The 17,158-nt window shown below is 66.1% G+C and carries 13 protein-coding genes; 10 read left to right on the top strand and 3 right to left on the bottom strand.

From position 1 onward, the window contains the following. Positions 1 to 129: 129 nt before the first annotated feature. Both AAHM44_RS03375 and AAHM44_RS03370 read right to left on the bottom strand, forming a co-directional pair. Positions 130 to 1,434, bottom strand: coding sequence for a hypothetical protein (locus AAHM44_RS03375; protein WP_342249017.1), 1,305 nt, complete (start codon positions 1,432 to 1,434; stop codon positions 130 to 132). Positions 1,435 to 1,485: 51 nt separating this feature from the next. Further along, a complete protein-coding gene (locus tag AAHM44_RS03370; RefSeq protein WP_342249016.1) occupies positions 1,486 to 1,725 on the bottom strand; it encodes a hypothetical protein in 240 nt (79 codons plus the stop codon). A 102-nt stretch (positions 1,726 to 1,827) separates the two neighbouring features. On the opposite strand from AAHM44_RS03370, the gene AAHM44_RS03365 reads away from it, so the two are divergent. The 6 genes from AAHM44_RS03365 (at position 1,828) to AAHM44_RS03340 (ending at position 9,810) form a co-directional block, all read left to right on the top strand. After that, positions 1,828 to 2,508, top strand: coding sequence for a GntR family transcriptional regulator (locus tag AAHM44_RS03365; protein WP_342249015.1), 681 nt, complete (start codon positions 1,828 to 1,830; stop codon positions 2,506 to 2,508). A 93-nt stretch (positions 2,509 to 2,601) separates the two neighbouring features. Next, positions 2,602 to 4,623, top strand: a complete 2,022-nt coding sequence (locus AAHM44_RS03360) for a 3-hydroxyacyl-CoA dehydrogenase NAD-binding domain-containing protein (RefSeq protein WP_342249014.1) — start codon at positions 2,602 to 2,604, stop codon at positions 4,621 to 4,623. Between the two features lie 35 nt (positions 4,624 to 4,658). Beyond that, positions 4,659 to 5,834, top strand: coding sequence for an acyl-CoA dehydrogenase family protein (locus AAHM44_RS03355; protein ID WP_342249013.1), 1,176 nt, complete (start codon positions 4,659 to 4,661; stop codon positions 5,832 to 5,834). 61 nt (positions 5,835 to 5,895) lie between these two features. After that, a complete protein-coding gene (locus AAHM44_RS03350) occupies positions 5,896 to 7,002 on the top strand; it encodes an acyl-CoA dehydrogenase family protein (protein WP_342249012.1) in 1,107 nt (368 codons plus the stop codon). A gap of 4 nt (positions 7,003 to 7,006) precedes the next feature. Continuing rightward, positions 7,007 to 8,986 carry a pyrroloquinoline quinone-dependent dehydrogenase gene (locus AAHM44_RS03345; protein ID WP_342249011.1) on the top strand — a complete coding sequence of 660 codons (1,980 nt, stop codon included), beginning with the start codon at positions 7,007 to 7,009 and terminating at the stop codon, positions 8,984 to 8,986. Next, positions 8,983 to 9,810 carry a hypothetical protein gene (locus AAHM44_RS03340; protein WP_342249010.1) on the top strand — a complete coding sequence of 276 codons (828 nt, stop codon included), beginning with the start codon at positions 8,983 to 8,985 and terminating at the stop codon, positions 9,808 to 9,810. The genes AAHM44_RS03345 and AAHM44_RS03340 overlap by 4 nt, the downstream gene beginning before the upstream one ends. 26 nt (positions 9,811 to 9,836) lie before the next feature. On the opposite strand, the gene AAHM44_RS03335 is transcribed toward AAHM44_RS03340, so the two are convergent. Next, entirely contained in the window at positions 9,837 to 10,505 is a 669-nt protein-coding gene (locus tag AAHM44_RS03335) for a TetR/AcrR family transcriptional regulator (RefSeq protein WP_342249009.1), read from the bottom strand. 99 nt (positions 10,506 to 10,604) lie between these two features. Between AAHM44_RS03335 and AAHM44_RS03330 the strand changes: the two genes are divergently transcribed. The 4 genes from AAHM44_RS03330 (at position 10,605) to AAHM44_RS03315 (ending at position 17,144) form a co-directional block, all read left to right on the top strand. After that, positions 10,605 to 12,836: a TonB-dependent receptor gene (locus AAHM44_RS03330; protein ID WP_342249008.1), complete on the top strand. Its 2,232-nt coding sequence runs from the start codon at positions 10,605 to 10,607 to the stop codon at positions 12,834 to 12,836. A gap of 8 nt (positions 12,837 to 12,844) precedes the next feature. After that, the gene (locus AAHM44_RS03325; protein WP_342249007.1) at positions 12,845 to 13,816 is read left to right on the top strand and encodes an alpha/beta hydrolase family esterase; all 972 of its coding nucleotides are present in this window, start codon (positions 12,845 to 12,847) and stop codon (positions 13,814 to 13,816) included. 145 nt (positions 13,817 to 13,961) lie between these two features. After that, on the top strand, positions 13,962 to 15,548 hold the full coding sequence (locus tag AAHM44_RS03320) for a long-chain-fatty-acid--CoA ligase (protein WP_342249006.1): 1,587 nt from the start codon (positions 13,962 to 13,964) through the stop codon (positions 15,546 to 15,548). A gap of 33 nt (positions 15,549 to 15,581) precedes the next feature. After that, positions 15,582 to 17,144: a carboxylesterase/lipase family protein gene (locus tag AAHM44_RS03315; RefSeq protein WP_342249005.1), complete on the top strand. Its 1,563-nt coding sequence runs from the start codon at positions 15,582 to 15,584 to the stop codon at positions 17,142 to 17,144. Positions 17,145 to 17,158: the final 14 nt, after the last annotated feature.

The raw sequence follows: 17,158 nt of genomic DNA, 5'->3' as shown, positions 1-17,158 counted from the left end.
CTTCTCCCACATCGCTATCGTCCGCCGCCCGGGTCAGGATAGCGGATCGTCACGCGCATACCTTGCGTCGCGCCGTGCGCGACTTATGAGTTCGCCGGCACAGAGCAGGTCACGCGAGACTGAAGTGGACTAGGGCCCCGAAAATCGTCCGCCAGCGTGCTCGATGAGCGCGCGACACCCGCCAAGTACCGGCTCCACCAGTCGCGGCTCGACGGTGTGGGCATCGTCCTCCATCGTGTGATGATAGCGGTGCGCGCCAAAGATGCCGGCAACGCTCGCATAGCCGGCGCGGATGATGTTCGAAAGCTCGCCGGCAGGTCCCTCCCCGACTGGATAGGGTGAACCAAGGCCCGGCAGGCCCAGGAAGGCCTGCCGCGCAAGTTCCAGATGCGCCGGGCTGACCATCAGGAAGCGCTGCGCGTCGGCCGTTTCCAGCGGCGACTGCCTTCCCCCGCCAATCTCGTGCCAGTCGCGGGCAGCCACGTTTGCGCCAAGGTGAAGCCAAAAGGCGGTACGCGAGGGATTTGGCGCGACCTGGAGGGCGAATCCAGCGCCGAGGCGCTCATATTCGTGACCGCTGTTGCAGATCAGCGCCAGGCTAGCATCCGGGAGCGCGCCCGGCGCCCAACGGGCCAGGGCGAGCCAGGCCGCAACGCCCGGGCCCCGCTCACCTGCACAGGTGAACCAGCCCGAGCGGGGCGTCGAGATGATGATCCAGGGCCGCCCCGGACGCTCCCGCCGCCCAATCAGGTTGAAGGCGGGCCGCGTCCCACTCTTTCCAGTCAGGCGCAAGGTCGCCGATGCCCCGCCCGCGGCGGCGGCGAGGAAGGCAACAGCCAATTCGGGGGCGAGGATCGCCACCGGCCTGCCGAACACCGGCCTTCTGCCGTCACAGTTCAGGGCGATTGCCTTGCCGGTCGGTCCGTTGGTCACGAGCACTGCTGCGACCGCGCCATCGGCGAAGGTTGCACGGACAGTGTCGAGTATCGGCTTGGCGCCTGCGCTCGACCAGCGCCCATAAGGCAGGTCGACCAACGCAATCGCTCCCCGCAACGCCTGCTCCGCCGGCACCAGCGGTGTGACGCGCACCAGACGTCCGGTGACGCCTTCTGGGCCAGTCTGCACGACGATCGCTTGAGGAAGCACTGAGGCGCGCGCATCGCCGCTGACGAGATCCGCATGCTCGGTCTCGAAATAAGGCGCGTCGAATCTTTGGCGTTCGGTCGCGTAGCCGCAGGCCTTCAGCTCCGCCTCTAGCCAGACGCCGCTTGCCTCGTCGCCAGGCCCGCCCGAGGCTTTGCCGCCAAGGGCGATGTATCGGGCGAGATCCTGCTCGATCGAGGGGCCGCCGCTCGCGGCGCCGGGCCGCGCGCCCGACGCTGCCACGAGTAGTCCGGCTGTCGTGAACATTTCCCGGCGGGTTCCGATCAGCATCGGCCTATCTCCTTTGGATCGCGCCTTGCGCATGACGTGGCTGGCGGAGGCTCATCGGGCGGCGTCCATCAGCCCCGCGGCATGCGTGATCATCGAGCGGGCATCGACCGAAAGCAACTTCACCTCCGACGCGACGAAGCCGCAGCCCGCCTCACCCTGCTCGTGCCGCTTCGAACGCGCCGGCGCCCAGAGCTCAGAGAGATCGCCCGTCAACGTGCGATCCGGGTCGAACGCTGCCTGAGGATTGTCAAAGCCGCCGAACGCCGCCTCCGCACTCGGCCTTTCCTCCATGCTATCTCTCCTGCTCCCGAGTCCGGACGCTGCTATTTGTTTCGCAAACGGCTTGGATCGTCGGCGGGCATCCTGTAGGGATTGTCTTACAAAGAGGAATTGATGAGCACAAGCGACAGCGAGCCCGCGGCCGATACCCGAACCCTGGAGCTCAGGCTTTCCGAGCGTATCGAGCGTGACATCATGTCCGCCGCTTATGCGCCCGGCGAGTGGCTGCGCGAGCAGGATCTGGCGGTCCGATATGGTGCGAGCCGCCCCTCGGTGCGCGAAGCGCTGCGGACGGTCGCCCAATCCGGCTTCGTCGAGATTCAGCCCTGGCGCGGCGCCCAGGTCATCCTCCTCGCGCATGAAGAGCTGCTGCAGCTCACGCTGCTCATGGAAGACGCCTACGCCCTGTGCGCCGAGCTGACTGCGCGCAAGGCAGATGCTGCTGTCGGCGAGGAACTTCGACAGAAACTAAGCGAGCTGGAGGTCGCGGCGGAAGGCGGAGGCGATCGCAGCGAGGTCTACCGCCTGTCCTTCGCAATCGGCCGCCGCATCGGCCTTGCCGCCCACAGCCGCCATGCCTTTCGGCAACTCGTCCAGGCCGGCAATCTCGTGCTCTGGCAGCATCGCCTCATCCGTCCCGGCGACAGCCAGACCGATGCCCAGTCGCTCAACGCCTATCGCGTCCTGATCTCCGCCGTCGAACGGGGGCAGCCCCAGGCCGCGGCGGCCGCGGCACGCCTTGTCATCATCCTGATGCGTGACCTCTTCTGCCAAGAGCCCGCAAGGATTGTTTGACAATTTCCATTGGGTTGCGTTAGCGGCGGTCGCGCCGAGGAGATGCCGCGACACGAGTCGGAGCGAATCCATCCGGCAAATGGGGGTAGATCGATGGCGCGTATCGCGACCGAACGGCAGGGCGATATCCTTGTCATCCTGACGGACAGCCCGCCGGTGAATGCGCTTGGCGCCGATGTGCGCCAGGGCCTTGCCGCAGCCCTGACCGAGGCAGAGCCGGATGCGAGCGTCCGCGCCGTCGTCCTTGCGTGCAAAGGCAAGACTTTCTTCGCCGGCGCGGACATTGCCGAGTTCGGCAAGCCAATGGCGGATCCGATCCTGCCCGTACTCGCCGACAAAATCGAGGCTACAGAGAAGCCGGTCATCGCAGCCATTCATGGAACGGCACTCGGCGGCGGGTTCGAGATCGCGCTTGCCTGCCATTATCGCGTTGCCGCCTTGTCGGCGAAGCTCGGCATGCCGGAGGTCAAGCTCGGCATCTGCCCAGGTGCGGGCGGCACGCAGCGCCTGCCGCGGATCGCAGGCACGGCGCTTGCGCTTGAGATGATCGCAAAGGGCGAGCCGATCTCCGCGGCCAAGGCAAAGGAAGCCGGCATCGTCGACCGGCTCGCCGAGGGCGATCTCGTCGCGGCTGCCGTCGCCTTCGCGCGCGAGGTTGCCGATCTTCGTCCGCTGCCGCGGGCTTCGTCGCTCGCCGCTCCGCAGGACATAGCCCCGTTCCAGGCATTTCGCGAGCGCAACCCGCGGCTGTTTACCGGGGCCGAGGCGCCAGTCGCGATCGTCGATCTCCTCGAGAAGACTGCGCCCCTCGCCTATGCCGAAGGCGCGGAACTGGAGAACAAGGTGTTCGTCGAGCTTCTGCTCGGCGAACAGTCCAGGGCGCTGCGCCACGCCTTCTTTGCCGAGCGCAAGGCAGCCAGGATCGACGACATGGCTGGCGATACCGTGGAGCGCTCGATCCGGCGCGTCGGCATGATCGGCGCGGGGACGATGGGCGGCGGCATCAGCATGAACTTCCTGTCGGCGGGCATCCCCGTGACCATCGTCGAGATGGCGCAGGATGCGCTCGATCGCGGGGTTGCGACGGTCCGCAAGAATTACGAGGCGACGGCCGCCAAGGGCCGAATGAGCGCCGAGCAGGTCGAGCGGGCAATGGGCCAGCTGTCGCCTTCGCTCAGTCTCGACGACCTGGCCGATTGCGACCTCATCATCGAGGCTGTCTATGAGTCGATGGACATCAAGAAGGAGCTGTTCGCCAAGCTCGACCGCATCGCGAAGCCGGGCGCGATCCTCGCCTCGAACACCAGCTTCCTCGACATCAACGACATGGCCGCGGCGACAAACCGGCGGGAGGACGTTGTCGGCCTCCACTTCTTCTCGCCGGCCAATGTCATGAAGCTGCTCGAAGTCGTGCGCGGTACCTGGACCGCAGACGATGTGCTGGCGACCGCGATGGCGCTCGCCCGAAAGATCGGGAAGGTGCCGGTTGTCTCGGGCGTCTGCCATGGCTTCATCGCGAACCGCATGCTCATGCCGCGCCAGGACGAGGCAGTGAAGCTGCTGATGGAAGGTGCGATGCCGCATCAGATCGACAAGGTTCATGTCGATTTCGGGATGCCGATGGGGCCATTTCAGATGGCCGATCTCGCCGGCCTCGATATCGGTTGGCACCGCGATCCGGCCCGCATCGAGAGCTTGCGGGATGCCTTGGCGGCCGAGGGTCGGTGGGGTCAGAAGCGCAGCGCGGGCTGGTACGATTATGACGAGAAGCGCGCGCCGACGCCTTCGCCGCGCGTCGGCATGCTCATTTCGGTATTTCGCGCGCAGAACGGCGCGGCCCAGCGCGCGATTACGGCGCAGGAGATCATTGAGGGGACGCTGTATCCGGTCGTCAACGAGGGCGCCCGCATCCTCGAGGAAGGCATGGCGCAGCGCGCGTCCGACATCGATGTCGTGTGGATATACGGCTTTGGCTGGCCCGCCTGGCGCGGCGGCCCGATGTTCTGGGCCGACACCGTCGGACTTTCCAACATCGTCGCCAGCCTCGAGCGCAACGGCTTCGAGGTGTCGCAGCTGCTGCGCGCAAAGGCCGCGGCCGGCGAAAGCTTCAACTGAGCGCGCTCGCGCACGGCCCGAAACCGGAGAAGACCATGACCGACCTCGATCAATTTCGCGCCGAGACCCGCGCCTGGCTCGAAGCGAACTGCCCTCCCGAGATGCGCCGGCCGATGCAGTCCGACAAGGACGCCAACTGGGGCGGCCGGCGCGCGCAATTCCAGCCGGGACAGAAGGAATGGATGGACGCGATGGCGTCGCGCGGCTGGACCGTGCCGGACTGGCCAGCCGAATATGGCGGCGGGGGCCTGTCGCCGGCGGAGGCGAAGATATTGCGCGAGGAAATGGCACTGCTCGGCTGCCGGAACCCGCTGCACAGCTTCGGCATCTCAATGCTCGGGCCGGCGCTGCTCAAATATGGCACGGAAGCGCAGAAGCTCGAGCATCTGCCGAAGATCGTGCGCGGCGAGATCCGCTGGTGCCAGGGTTATTCGGAGCCCAATGCCGGCTCGGACCTCGCTGGCCTGCAGACCAGCGCGGAGGACAAGGGCGACCATTTCCTCGTCAACGGACAGAAGGTATGGACCAGCTATGCCGATGAGGCGGACTGGATCTTCTGCCTGGTGCGCACCGATAAGTCGGTCAAGCAGGCGGGCATCAGCTTCCTGTTGTTCGACATGGAAAGCCCCGGTGTTTCGACGCGGCCAATCCTGCTGATCAGCGGCTATTCACCCTTTTGCGAAACCTTCTTCGACAATGTGCAGGTTCCCAAGGAAAACCTGGTCGGCGACCTCAACAAGGGTTGGGACGTCGCCAAATATCTGCTCGGCCATGAGCGCGAGATGATCTCCGGCATGGGTCTCGAGGATGGTGCCGACACGCTCGCCGGCACCGCGGTGCGAAGCATCGGAGTGGACGGAAGCGGGCGCCTGGCCGATCCGCTGCTGCGCGCGCAGATCGCACTGTTCGACGTTCGCGCCGCAGCCTTCTCCGCGATGTCCGAGCGCTTCCTGGATGAGCTCAAGGCCGGCCGCGCGCACCCGGCCCAGCCGTCGATGATGAAATATTACGGGACCGAGCTGAACAAGGCGCGCCACGAGCTGCTAATGGCGGCGCGCGGATCCGATGCGCTCGAATGGGAGAGCGACGCCTCGCACCATGGTGCCGCGGCGCGCGACTGGCTGCGGACCAAGGGCAATTCGATCGAGGGCGGCACAACCGAGATCCAGCTCAACATCATCGCCAAGCGGATCCTTGAGCTTCCGGCCTGACGCCCTCACCCATTCTTGGGCCTGGACCAGCCCGCCCGGACCTCGCGAAAGAGAGAAGACCATGCCCCTGTATCTCGACGAACAGCAGACAATGCTGCGCGACACCGCCAAGGATTTCATCGCGAGCGAAGCGCCGCCCAGTCATATGCGCGGCCTTCGCGATGCGGAGGATCCCACCGGCTTCTCCCGCGATCTGTGGAAGCAGTTCGCGGAGATGGGACTGACGGGAATCCTGATCCCCGAGGCGGACGGCGGCCTCGGTCTCGGCCATGTCGAGGCCGGCGTGGTGCTCGAGGAAATCGGCCGGAACCTCTCGCCTTCCCCTTTCCTGACGACCGCGGTCGCTGCAGTCGAAGCGCTGCGCGAAAGCCCCGCTCGGACGCGCTGGTATCCGGGCATCGTCGCTGGCGATATCGTCGCGGCGCTGGCGATCGACGAGCGCGCCAAGCATGACGGCCGCATCGAGATGCAGGCCGAGCGCGCCGGCAACGGCTTCCGCCTCACGGGCACGAAGCAATTCGTGACCCATGGTCATGTGGCCGATCTGCTGCTGGTTGCCGCCCGGAGCGCGGAAGGCACGACCCTGTTCGCCGTTCCGCGGGAGAGCAGCGGCCTGACCGTCACGCCGCTCCGCCTCGCCGATGCCAGCATCGCCGCGCGGCTCGCCCTCGACGGCGTCGTGATCGATGCCGACGCGGTGGTCGGCGAAGTCGGCCAGGGCGACGTGCCGCTCGCGCGAGCGCTGGCAGCGGGGCGCATCGGGGCATCCGCCGAGCTGCTGGGAGTCGCCGGCGGCGCGATGGACATGGCCGTCTCCTACCTGAAGGAGCGCAAGCAGTTCGGCGCGCTGATCGGCAGCTTCCAGTCGCTCCAGCACCGCGCGGCGCATCTCTACAGCGAGATGGAAGTGGCGCGCGCCGCGACGCTCAAGGCGCAGCAATTGCTCGATGCCGGAGAGGATGCGGAAGCCGCGGTCGCGGTCGCAAAGGCAATGGCAGGGATGGCAACCACGATTGTCGTGCAGGAAGGCGTCCAGATGCACGGGGGGATCGGCATGACCGACGAGTATGACATCGGCTTTTACATGAAGCGCGCCCGTGTGCTCGCCGAGATGTTCGGCGACACCAGTTTTCATGCGAACCGGCTCGCCCTCGCCAGCGGCTATTGAAGCGATGACTGCGAACAGCCCCGGAATCGACCGGCGCACCCTGCTCGCGAGCGGGGCGGTCATCCTGGTTGCGGGCGCCGCCGGCGCCGATGCAGCCCCGATAGCCAATGCTCGCAAGGCGGAGGAATGGCCGGTCTATGGTGCGACCAACGCGGCCACGAAATATTCGCCGCTCGACCAGATCCATTCCGGCAATGTCGCCGAGCTCGAAATCGCCTGGGAGTGGATATCTCCGGACAGCGCAATCCTGGCCGCCAATCCCGAGCTCAAGCCAGGCGAGTTCCAGGCGACGGCGCTCATGGTAGACGGCACCCTCTATGTGTCCACGGCCATGTCGCAGGTCGCAGCCATCGACCCCGCGACCGGCAAGACCTTATGGGTGCACGATCCCGGCTCGTGGCGGCGCGGCTACCCCACCAGCAAGGGCTTCCAGCACCGAGGCGTCGCCTATTGGCGCGATGGGCCGGACCGGCGCATCCTGATCGCGACCGGCGACAATCGGCTCATCGCGCTCGATGCGCGAAGCGGCATGCCGGTTCGCGATTTCGGCAAGCAAGGCGAGGTCGATCTTTCCGCAATCGGGCTGCAGCGGCCGGTCACGGGCGCGCCGAGCAGCCTGATGGGGGTGACTTCCCCGCCGCTCATCTGCCGCGATGTCGTCGTTGTCGGCCAGTATATCGACGACCGCACGGCCCAGACGCCGATGCCGGCCGGAGACGTGCGCGGCTTCGATGTGCGCAGCGGCAAGCTGCTCTGGACCTTCCACACCGTCCCGCAGCCGACGGAGTTCGGCGCGGACAGCTGGGAGCAAGGTTCGGCGGCACGCAACGGCAACGCCAATGTCTGGGCGCCGATGAGCGCAGACGACGAACTCGGGATGGTCTATCTGCCGTGCAGTTGCCCGACCAACAATTTCTATGGCGGCGAGCGGCCCGGCGACAATCTGTTCGGCAACAGCTTGATCGCGCTCGATGCCAGGACCGGCAAGCGGCGCTGGCATTTCCAGATCGTCCATCACGACCTGTGGGACTATGACCTCCCCTGCGCACCCAATCTGATCGATGTGACGGTCGATGGCGCGCGGGTGCCGGCGGTGGCGCAGGTAACCAAGCATGGCTTCTGCTTCGCCTTCGATCGCCGCACCGGGCGGCCGCTCTGGCCGATCGAGGAGCGCGCCGTACCCCAATCGGCAATCGCCTCCGAGCATAGCGCGGCAACCCAGCCCTTCCCGACCAGGCCGCCGCCCTTCGAGCGGCAAGGCGTCTCGGATGCCGATCTGATCGACTTCACTCCCGAGCTGAAGGCATCAGCGCGAGAGATTCTCGGACGCTACGATCATGGCCCGCTGTTCACGCCGCTGGGCCCGCGTCCGACCATGGTCCTGCCGAGCTGGGTCGGCGGTGCCAATTGGGGCGGCGCCGCGGTCGATCCCGAGACCGGCATGCTCTACGTGCCGTCGCTGACCGCAGTGGTCTCGATGGCGCTGGACCCCTCGGGCAAGCGCAGCGATACCGGCGACGGCGCGCAGGAGATTGCGGGCCAGGCGAGCGTCGTGCGTGGCCCCGGCGGGATGCCGCTGCTCAAGCCGCCTTATGGCCGGATCACGGCGATCGACCTCAATCGGGGCGAGATTGCCTGGAGCCGTCCCAACGGCCCCGGAGCGAAGGACATGCCGGCCTTCGCGCCATATCATCCCGGCTGGACCGGGACCACCGGCCGCACCGGGCCGCTTCTCACGCGCACATTGCTGTTCCTGGGCGAGGGTCCGCATAGCCCCGTCTCGAAGAAGGTGCTGCGCGCCTATGACAAGCGGACGGGAGAGGTGCGTGGCGAGGTCGCGCTTCCCGATCACACGCTTGGGCCGCCCATGACCTATATGGCGGCCGGGCGGCAGTTCATCGTCTGCGGAATGGGCTTTCGCGCCAGCCCGCATCGCCTTGTCGCGCTGGCACTGCCGGCCGCACCAGCCGGAGCTCCGAAATGACAGCCCCCAACGCGCTTACCCGCCGAACCCTTCTTTCCGGTATGGCCGGGGCCAGCGTGGCCTTCGCTACGCCAGCCTGGGCGGCGGCGGAAGCGATCAAGCATTATATCCTGATCGAGCTGCTGCCGGGCGCCGACCAGCTTGAGCTAGACCGCTGGTACATCACCTATCATGCCCCGCAGGTGCACCGCGCCTATCGGGCGTGGCAGCGCGACTATATCTCGTTCCGCTCCTATCTACCGGCTCCCGAGGCTCTACAAAGCTTTGGCGTCAAGTTCGGACGGATGACGGAGATCCACTTCGATTCGCTTGCGCAGTTCCGCGAGAGCCGGATCAACAGCCTCTATGGCGGCGAACTCGATTCCTTCACGCCGCCTCCCGGCGGTTGGCGCGGCAACCGTCTGTTCCGGACCTGGACGGCAACGATCCCCGTCAATCCGGACATGCTCTACGTCTCGCTGGCGACGCCGCCCAAGGAGACGCCCTATCTGCGCTGGATCGTCTTCTTCCGATATCCGTCTTCGGTAACCGCAGCGGACGGCGATGCGTGGTTCGACCAAAGCTTTGCCAAGGCGGTGGCGGCGCTGCCGGGCGTAAAGCGGTTCGGGCGATACAATGCCGTGAGCGATCGTGCCGGCTATCCGCGCGCCATCGAAATCTGGTTCGACGACTATGCGGCATGGAAGGCGGCATTTCTCGCGCCCGCGGCGAAGTTGCCTGCGCCGCCCTGGAGCAGCGACGACCTCCTCGCCGGCAGCGTGTCGATGTTCGTCGGCGAAAACCCCGACATCGACTTCCTGCACGACGCGCGGGTAATCCCCTGAGCGAAGCGGGCAGCCTATGATGAGCGCTAGGGCTGCAACCCGCGCCAGTGATAGACGATCGAGCGCACCGACGCGGTGATCCAGTCGACGAACTGCGCATCCCGCCCGGGGTCACCTTGCTCGATCCATCGCACATAGCTGTCCAGCATGAACGCCGTGACGGCCTCTGCCATCATGATGGTGGGGCCGGGTGCGCTCTTCTCAGGACCCAGAATGTCGGTCTCGCGTTCGATAACGGCCTGGACCAGCGCGGCGCTCAATTGCTCGAGATGGCGCCCGAAGGTGGGATCGTGCGCGGCATGGCGGACCAGCAGCCGCATTGCGGCGGCATGCTCGCGCGCAACCGGCAGGGTTCGTCTGACACGATCGGTCCACCAGGCCGCTTCCTCGCGGTCCGCCGCGAGAATGGCTTCCACCACTTCTTCGAGCACCGCGTGGACCAGCGCGTCTTTCGACTTGAAGTAGCGATAGAGAATCACCTTCGACACGCCGGCGCGGGCGGCGACCTGGTCCATGGTCGATTGGCGGATGCCGCCCTGCTCGAGGACTTCCGCTGCCGAGCGCAGCAGTTGCTCCCTGCGCTGGACCCGGTGTGCGCCGATCATTTCCGAATAGGTTTGTCCCATGCCGCGACGCTCGCCCAGTCCGGCCGATTTGGCAAATCCGACATGTGCCGGCCGCCTCTCCTCGGTCATTTTGCTTAGCCTGTTTACTCATAAGTAACATCCTGTTACCCACAAGTGACAGCAAGAGTCGAGGCGGCTAAGTCGCACTCGTCGGGGGAGGAGAGAAGAATGGCTAAGGCATTGAATTACGGGTCGATTCACGTCTTGCGTTCGAGCGCTGCGCTCGGTGCGTTGATCATCGCTTGCGCCGCGGCCACTCCGGCTTGCGCGCAGGATCAGAGCTCCAGTGCGAGCGAAAGCCCGTCCGCGTCGCAGACCGTTCCCGAGGGCGAGATACTCGTCCAGGCGCGCCGCCGGTCTGAATCGATCGAGGACGTGCCCGCTTCGGTGAGCGTGCTCACCGACGACGACATGGAGCGGCTCAACGTCCGCGATGTCGCCGACTATACGCGGCAGACGCCAGGCGCGATCCTGATCAGCTCGGGTCCGCAATATCTCAACGACATCGCGCTGCGCGGCCAGGGCGGCGGGCGCCTCGGCTTCTCGGAATCGACCACCGGCATCTACCGCGACGGCATCTATGTGGCGGGTGGCGGCTTTGGCGGCCGCAGCTATGGCGACATCGATTTCTACGATGTCGAGCGCGTCGAAGTCTATCGCGGTCCGCAGGGCGCTCTGTACGGCCGCAGCGCCGTTGGCGGTGCGGTCAACGTCATCAGCCACAAGCCGACCGACGATTTCGAGGTGCGCGGCAAGGTCGGCTATAATTCGGTCGAGGAACTGCAGACCTCGGCGACGCTGAACCTGCCCGTCGCCAGCACGGTGGCGCTCCGGATCGGCGGCTTCTACAATGACCAGAAGCAGGGCTTCTATCTCGACCAGGTCACCGGCCGCTATCTCGACACCGAGAAGAGCTGGGGCGTGCGCGGAATATTGGGCGCCGGCATCGGCACCGACAGCACTGCCAATCTCACGGTCGAATATTCGGATTCGGAAGCGCCCGGCTTTACCTCGCTCGGCCAGAATGTGGCCCTCGATCCCGATCCCTTCGTGCGCACCGGGCTCGACACCACCGACCGGGTCAAGATCACCCAGACCCAGATGCTGTTCGACTTCACGCATAATTTCGGCGGGTCCGAGCTGGTGATCGTCGCGAACTACAAGGGCCGCCAGGGCGATCGTGTCGGTGCGGACTTCGACCATTATTCGAGCATCCGGAATCCCAACATCCAGCTGATCGACGATCAGGGCGAACGCTTCGAGCGCTACGGCGCAGAGGTGCACTGGGGATCGACCGGCAACGGCGCGCTCAGCTGGCTGATCGGCGCCGACTTCCAGACTTATGAGAGCAACATCTATTCGAATCGGCACGGGACGGTGGTCGGAACGCCTGCCGCTACGACCACGGTTCGCCGCCAGCTTCGCCTCGACAATGCGCGCGAGGACCTCTTCTCCTACTCCGCGTTCGGCCTGCTCGGCTATGACCTGACCGACCGCCTCAACGTCACGGCCGAAGCGCGCTTCCAGGTTGATTCGAAGAAGTTCCGCTTCCAGCGGTTCGACCTCGACCCACTCACCAACGACGCCATCCCGCTGACCTTCTTCGACCAGCAGTGGACTCGCTTTCTGCCCACGGTTTCGGTCAACTATAAGGTCAGTGACGAAGTCACGCTCTATGGTCGCGTCGCCACCGGCTATCGACCCGGCGGCTTCAACCAGACGCCGGCACCCGGCTTCTTCGATCGCGTTCCCTATGATCCCGAGGATCTGACGCAGGGTGAGCTCGGCGTGAAGACGGTGTTCCGCAGCAGCGGCGGATCGGTGTTCCGCGGCCAGCTTGCGGTCTATTATGGCGAGACCCGCGACGTGCAGCAGACGACGACATTGTCGTCCACCAATCCGGCCTTCACGCTCGAGAATATCGGCGACAATCGCGTCTATGGCGCCGAACTGGAGCTGGCCGCGCTCGTGCCGGTCGGTGTCGGCAAGTTCACCTTGTCGGGAAGCGCCTCGACCTCGCACGGCACTTGGAAGGATGGATCGTCGATCCTCTTCCAGGGCACGGTGCTCGATCTGAGCGGCAAGGACACGCCGCGCGCCCGCGACTATATGATCACGCTCAACGCCGGCATGACCTATCCGCTCGGCGGCGGCATCGATGGCCTGTTTACCGCGAGCTATCAGGCAGCCGGCGGCGGCTTCGACGACGCCTCGCTCACCCGCGAAAGCGAACCCTATTCGACCGCGGACCTGTCGGTCGGCGTCCAGGGCAAGAACTGGCGCCTGCTGGGCTTCGTCAAGAACGTGACCAACGACATCTACCGGGTCGTGAGTGTGGGGGGCAATAACTACTACAACAACCCGCGGACCTGGGGAGGAACGCTTTCCTTCAACTGGTGAGGACCCACATGAAGCAGTTACTCTCCCGTATCGCGATTTCCGGTGTCATCGGCCTTAGCCTGCTCAGCGCGGTCGAGGCCGATGCCCAGGCATTCAAGCGGCTCCGGGCCATGCGGGCACAAAGCGCGGACAGCGCAGTGCCGGCGGGCACCACGAGCCACAAGATCAATATCGCTGGAACGACCCGCGACTATCTGCTGCTGGACGGCGCCAATGGCCGTGCCGGAGCGCCTCTCGTCGTCGTGCTGCACGGCGGCGGTGGCAATGCCTCGACCATGGTCGCGCGCTGGGCGGAAAAGGCCCGGCAGGAAGGCCTGGTTATCGCCTTTCCCAATGGCGTCGGACGCAACGGCCGCGTGGCCACCTGGAACGCTGAAGGCTGTTGCGGTCATGCCATGACCAGCAAGAGCAAGGACGTGCAGTTCATCGGCGCGCTGATCGATGAAGTGGAGCGGTCTCGCCGCACCGATCCGCGGCGGATCTACGTCACCGGCATGTCGAACGGCGGGATGATGACGCATCGTATCGCCATCGCGCTGGGCAATCGCCTTGCCGGCGCCGGCGTCGTTGCCGGGGCGCTGTTCGGCGGAGAGCCGCAGCCGCGCGGGCCGGTACCCATGCTGATCATGCACGGAGTGAAGGACGAGGTCGTTCCCTATCAGGGTGGCCCCAGCACGCTCGGGTTCGTCGCGCAGTCGCAGAGCAAACCTTTCGAAAGCGTGCGCTATGCGGTCGACTTCTGGCGGCGGGCCAATGGCTGCGGCACGTCTCCTGCAGCCAGCACCTCAGGCGATGTGACGGTCGAGCGCTTCACGGACTGCAAGGGTGCCGACCTGACCTTCTACAGCCTCGCCTCGGCCAATCACACCTGGCCGGGCGGCGGTTCGGCGAGTGCGCCGATGCTCGAGCGTTACCGCTACGACCAGGTCAACGCGACGGACGTGCTGTGGGACTTCTTCAGCAAGCATGTCCGCAAATGATGCTCCGTAGCCGTTTCTGTCCGCGGCCCGAAGCGCGTTCCGAGGGGAGTACACCCCTCTCTCACCGCCTGCCGGGGCGACGTTGTCCTCCCGGCACTTTTTGGCAGCTGCCGCGCGCGGCCGCCGACAGAAATAGGAAGACATCTTGACCCTCATACGCTCACTTCTCGGTATCCTCGGGCGAGACGCAGGCACCGCCTCCGACGGTACTGTCGATGGATTGCTGAGCGAAGTGGCGAAGGCGAATCCCCGGGCGCTGGCGATCGGGACGCTGGCCGACGCGATCGACTTTGCCGAGCTCGACCGGCGCGTGTCCCAGGTCGCCAATGGCCTAGCCGCCGAAGGGCAGCGCCAGGACCGCGTCGCGTTGATCGGGCGCAACTCCGGAGCACAGGTCGAACTGCTGATGGGTGCCATCCGGGCCGGCCAGATCGCGCTGACGATCAACTGGCGTCTGACGCCGGCTGAAATGGCCTATATTCTCGAACATTCCGGCGCGGCCCGGGTGTTCGTCGACACCGAGTTCCTCGCGACCGCTCAGGCCGCGCTTGGAGAGCGGGACGTCACGATCCAGACGATCGACGGAACCGGCTCGACCGACTATCGCCATTGGCGTGATCGCCAGAGCGGCCGCGCCCATCCGTCCCCCGGCACGGCTGAGGATGTCGTGCTGCAGATGTACACCAGCGGCACCACGGGACTTCCCAAGGGCGTGCAGCTGACCAATGCCAATGTGCTCGCGTCGCTGGCGATCTTCAGCCTCCCGCCGCTCGATCTCGATACCAGTGACGTGCTCTACGCGCCCGCGCCGATGTTCCACATCACCGGCATCGGCCCGGTTCTGCGCTGCATCCAGTCCGGTGCGCGGCTGGTTCTCGCCGGCGCCTTCGATCCCGGCGCGGCGGTCGAAACCATGGCCTGCGAACGCGTAACCTCGACGACGATGGCGCCGGCGATGATCCAGGCCTGCCTCGCCAGCCCGGCGATGGCAAAGGCCGATCTCGGTCCGCTCCGAGTCATCATCTATGGCGGATCGCCGATCGCGGAATCGGTGCTGCGCGAAGCGCAGGAGCGGATCGGCTGCGAATTCGCGCAATGCTATGGGCTTACCGAGACGACCGGGCCGATCACTTTGCTCGGGCCCGAGGATCATGCGCCCGGGCGCGGCAAGCTGGCATCGTGCGGCCGCGCCGTCAAAGGCGTGGAGCTGCGGGTCGTAGATGCCGATGGCAAGCCGGTCCCCGCAGGCGAGACCGGCGAGATCCTGGTCGGCGGCCCGCTGATCATGAAGGCCTATGCGTCGGATCCGGCCGCGACGGCCCAGACGATCCAGGGTGGCTGGCTCCATACCGGCGATGCCGGCTATCTCGACGAGGAAGGCTTTCTGTTCATCCGCGACCGCGTGAAGGACATGATCGTGTCGGGCGGGGAGAATATCTACCCGGTCGAAGTCGAGAACGCGATCCAGTCGCATCCCGAGGTGGCCGAAGTCGCGGTGATCGGCATTCCCGACCCGCGCTGGGGCGAGACGGTGCTCGCGCTCGTGGTGCCTGTCGCAGCCGCGCCGGACGCCGAGGCGATCTTCCTGCACTGCCGCGAGCGGATCGCCGGCTACAAATGCCCGCGCGAGGTTCGCTTCGTCGAAGCCATCCCGCGCAACGCTGCGGGCAAGATCCTGCGGCGCGAGCTGCGGAAGCCTTTCTGGGAAGGGGGCGACCGTCTTGTCGGCTGACCATCCCTGCCATTCGACCTGGAGGTCATGACGATGCGTAGTCTATTGGCTATCTCGATCCTTTCGTTCGCCGGGCTCGTGCTGCCTGCCTGTGCACAGAATCAGGCACGGCCGGAGCTGGTCAAAACGGCGCAGGGCGAGGTTCGCGGCACCGTAGAAGACGATGCCAAAGTGTATCGCGGCATCCCGTTTGCAGCCGCGCCGGTTGCGTCACTGCGCTGGAAGCCGCCGCAGCCCGCGGCCCCGTGGCGGGGCGTTCGGCAGGTGGCCGAGTTCGGTCCCTCCTGTCCGCAGGGCCGCATCCCCGCCAGCGGCGGGCGCGAAGCCAATGCGATCCGCGGTGCCTCCAGCGAGGACTGCCTGACGCTCAACATCTGGGCACCGGTCAGGTCGAACAAGCCGCTGCCCGTCATGGTCTGGATCCATGGCGGCGCACACCGTGTCGGCTCGGGGTCGGCGCCCTTTTACGACGGCAGCGCGTTTGCCCGCGACGGCGTGATCCTGGTCACCTTCAACTATCGCCTCGGGCTTCTCGGCTATTTCGCGCATCCCGCGCTGACCGCCGAGGCGGCGGCAAATGCCCCGCTCGCCAATTACGGCACGATGGACCAGCTTGCCGCGCTGCGCTGGGTCCAGGCCAATATCGCTGCGTTCGGCGGCGACCCGAAGAATGTGACTGTCTTTGGTGAATCCGCCGGCGGCGTCGCCACGCTCAGCCTGCTGACCCTGCCGGAAGCCAAGGGGTTGTTCCAGAAAGCCATCGTCGAGTCCGGCGACGGCTGGAACATGACGCCGAGCCTCGCCGAGGCCGAGCGCACGGGCGTCGCCGCGCTTGCGGCGGCCGGGGTCAAGCCCGGCGCGACTGTCGAAGAATTGCGCGCGCTGCCACCCGAGACCTTCGCGAGCTTTAAGTCCGGCGTCGGCTTCGGGCCGATCGTCGACGGGCGGTTCCTCAGGCAAAGCACGGCGCAGGCGTTCGAGGCAGGCAATGTCATCGACGTGTCGCTCATCATCGGCTTCAACAGTGACGAAGGCTCGCTGATGGAATCGTTCCAGATGGGATCGTCGGCAATGCTCTCGTCCGTACCAGGGGCCGGTCTCGCGGCGCTCAGAGCCGCCTATGGCGAGCGCGCCCCGACTGACGAGGCGCTTGCCCGCCGGCTCTTCGCCGACGGCGCTTTCTCGGCGCCGGCGCGCTGGATTGCGGGCAAGAGCGCCGGCGGCGCGCCCAGCTGGCTCTACCGCTTCGACTATGTGGCCGAGCGGATGCGCGCGCAGCGCAGCGGCGCGCGCCATGGCGGCGAGATTCCATTCGTCTTCGACAGCTGGTCGGCGATACCGGCGATCGCGCAGGCGCTAACGCCCGAGGACAAGAAAATGGTAAGCACGATCCATGGCTGCTGGGTAAGCTTTGCCAAGACCGGCACGCCGGTCTGCCCTGGCGCCCCCGCCTGGCCGGCCTATGCGCCGGCCGCGGGTACGCTGCTCGATTTCGCGGCGACGACCACGCCGCGCACCGGTTTCGACAAGCCGATCTATGACGTGCTCGAGCGCGCGCTGCTGCCGCGCGCGCTTGGCGCCGCTCCGCGCCGCTAGCCGCAAAAGACGTT

The organism is Sphingomonas sp. OTU376, from assembly GCF_038440415.1.
Taxonomy (GTDB): domain Bacteria; phylum Pseudomonadota; class Alphaproteobacteria; order Sphingomonadales; family Sphingomonadaceae; genus Sphingomonas; species Sphingomonas kyeonggiensis_A.
This window is presented reverse-complemented; position numbering and strand designations above follow the sequence as displayed.

Excerpts from the sequence above, each read along its gene's own strand:
- AAHM44_RS03340 (WP_342249010.1), top strand. The coding sequence starts at position 8,983 with ATGACAGCCCCCAACGCGCTTACCCGCCGAACCCTTCTTTCCGGTATG.
- AAHM44_RS03370 (WP_342249016.1), bottom strand. The coding sequence starts at position 1,725 with ATGGAGGAAAGGCCGAGTGCGGAGGCGGCGTTCGGCGGCTTTGACAAT.
- AAHM44_RS03350 (WP_342249012.1), top strand. The coding sequence starts at position 5,896 with ATGCCCCTGTATCTCGACGAACAGCAGACAATGCTGCGCGACACCGCC.
- AAHM44_RS03315 (WP_342249005.1), top strand. The coding sequence starts at position 15,582 with ATGCGTAGTCTATTGGCTATCTCGATCCTTTCGTTCGCCGGGCTCGTG.
- AAHM44_RS03335 (WP_342249009.1), bottom strand. The coding sequence starts at position 10,505 with ATGACCGAGGAGAGGCGGCCGGCACATGTCGGATTTGCCAAATCGGCC.
- AAHM44_RS03375 (WP_342249017.1), bottom strand. The coding sequence starts at position 1,434 with ATGCTGATCGGAACCCGCCGGGAAATGTTCACGACAGCCGGACTACTC.
- AAHM44_RS03360 (WP_342249014.1), top strand. The coding sequence starts at position 2,602 with ATGGCGCGTATCGCGACCGAACGGCAGGGCGATATCCTTGTCATCCTG.
- AAHM44_RS03365 (WP_342249015.1), top strand. The coding sequence starts at position 1,828 with ATGAGCACAAGCGACAGCGAGCCCGCGGCCGATACCCGAACCCTGGAG.
- AAHM44_RS03330 (WP_342249008.1), top strand. The coding sequence starts at position 10,605 with ATGGCTAAGGCATTGAATTACGGGTCGATTCACGTCTTGCGTTCGAGC.
- AAHM44_RS03355 (WP_342249013.1), top strand. The coding sequence starts at position 4,659 with ATGACCGACCTCGATCAATTTCGCGCCGAGACCCGCGCCTGGCTCGAA.
- AAHM44_RS03325 (WP_342249007.1), top strand. The coding sequence starts at position 12,845 with ATGAAGCAGTTACTCTCCCGTATCGCGATTTCCGGTGTCATCGGCCTT.
- AAHM44_RS03345 (WP_342249011.1), top strand. The coding sequence starts at position 7,007 with ATGACTGCGAACAGCCCCGGAATCGACCGGCGCACCCTGCTCGCGAGC.